Source organism: Photobacterium sanctipauli, from assembly GCF_003026495.1.
In the GTDB taxonomy this organism is placed as follows: domain Bacteria; phylum Pseudomonadota; class Gammaproteobacteria; order Enterobacterales; family Vibrionaceae; genus Photobacterium; species Photobacterium sanctipauli.
The window spans coordinates 1-1,913 of the sequence record NZ_PYMA01000039.1; the positions used below are offsets into that span (position 1 = coordinate 1).

General features: G+C 37.9%; 2 protein-coding genes. Both read right to left on the minus strand.

Features of this window, described 5'->3' with window-relative positions; translation table 11 throughout:
• Positions 1-245: 245 nt before the first annotated feature.
• Positions 246-509, minus strand: coding sequence for a hypothetical protein (locus C9I98_RS26295; RefSeq protein WP_036827851.1), 264 nt, complete (start codon positions 507-509; stop codon positions 246-248).
• A 128-nt stretch (positions 510-637) separates the two neighbouring features.
• Positions 638-1,759 carry a hypothetical protein gene (locus tag C9I98_RS26305; protein WP_036827853.1) on the minus strand — a complete coding sequence of 374 codons (1,122 nt, stop codon included), beginning with the start codon at positions 1,757-1,759 and terminating at the stop codon, positions 638-640.
• Positions 1,760-1,913 lie beyond the last annotated feature (154 nt).

The window sequence follows — 1,913 nt, forward strand, 5'->3', positions numbered from 1 at the left end:
CTGACTCCGTTCATTTTAGCACTAAAGTATTAGGCTATAAGTAAGCACACTTATATGCAATCAGTAAGTTAATACTTACAAGCAATTTGAGATTCACAGCAAGCTATGTGCTAAGAGGCATAACGCCTTGTTAAGGTGTGAGGCACGCAATACCTAAGCTTCCGCATAACACCTTAACCACCAAGCCTAACGCATAGTAAAAATGCCACGCGTGCCGAATCACTCTTGAACAATTTGTTATAAGGTTACGCACAACGAATGATTACTGCGCCTAACCCATAATCAACTTCACCAAATTGCTTGTTTAAGTGGATGCTTTTTGGCAGTACAAATCGGCTTTCAATTAAATCAAAGTCTATTGGCTTTTTTAAAATACAAAGATAACCAGTAGGATTAGAACTCCACGTATAGTCAGTAAGGACTTCATTCCCACTTTCCAAGAGCAATTCAAGAATTGGATTAAGAATTCTGTATTTGGGACCAATAACCTTATCTGTAAGCTCTATCATCAAATACCTTATAACGCCCTGTTAAGGTGTGAGCAACGCAATACCGATGCCGCCGCATAACACCTTAACCACAAAACCTAACGCATAGTAAAAATGCCACGCGTTGCGAATCACTCTTAAACAGTTTGTTAGCTTACTATTGTCCGGACATTTCCAATAATATTGTGAGGACCAAAAGTTTGCTGTATGCCTTTTAAAGGGGATTGTTCTATTGTCAGCCATAGTAACTTGGAAAAATTATCCATCACGTCTATAGCGTATGAGAGGATATCAATTGATTCTTCTTCATCGTTCGCTTGGTTAAAAAATGCGTTAGCTTGCCGCTCAAAATCACTAAAATATTTAAAACTGTTTCGCTCATTTTTCAAATCTAGAGGCTTTTTAGGAATAGGCGCTATAATTTGTGGAAGCAATTTATTACCAAGTAACTCAATCGTTCCGGTTCGAATCCATACACGTTGTTTAGGCATGGAAAGCGGGCATGCATGCATAACTAAATCTCGATAAACCCCTAACTCATTCAACCAACCATTCGATGAACATATATTTTTAAAGTAGGTCTCGTAGTCTGACGACACTTCCCTATTTTTATAATACTTGTTATAAATTTTCGAAGTGGTTGTCATATGCTTCTCTCCCGACTTAACATCGAGCGGGACTACATAGTGAAACACGAACTCTGCAATATAATCTCTGAGCATACAAGCATCAAATAGAAAGTGTTGGAAGCTGTCATAAATATACGAAGAATAACCATTTTCAAATCTCTCATTGTCTTCAAATCCATCTGCAACTTTGGAGTTTAACTGACGCCTATATGTTAAAGATAATTGTTGTAATGAGTTATTTAGCGTTGTTATTTGATGCTGTATCCTTTTCGACAAGTCCCATAAATGACCATTCTTGCACTTATATGCTTCAAACGATATATCTCCCCACTGCCAACATGCCTCTATATGAGCCCAATTATTACTTTTGTAACTAGAATACGCTCTCCATTCTGTTGGGCTAATACCATCAATTTGATTTACATGATTAAGAAACTCAACACCTACAATTTTGCTTATTTTAAGTTTTTTGATTGCATAAAAAAGCTTGCTATAACTTGGGATTGTGAGCACAGCTTGTTGACCATCTAAGGAGTTGGGGAATATATAAACCTTATCCTTCTCATTTGGATCGTTTATGGCGTAAGCTCCCCCGATGAGATGCACTTCTCTGTATGCTACCGACCAGTCGTTATTTACCACTGTATACTCCTAAACTAAAAAGAAAGCTAACGCCGCATTAAGGTGTGAGCGACACTTGGCTATACTTGAGCGAAGCGAAACTGCCAAGCGTTGCGAATCACTCTTAAATGCTTTGTTATAAGCACTTTTTGCCCATTAAAGCCTCTGTGATGTA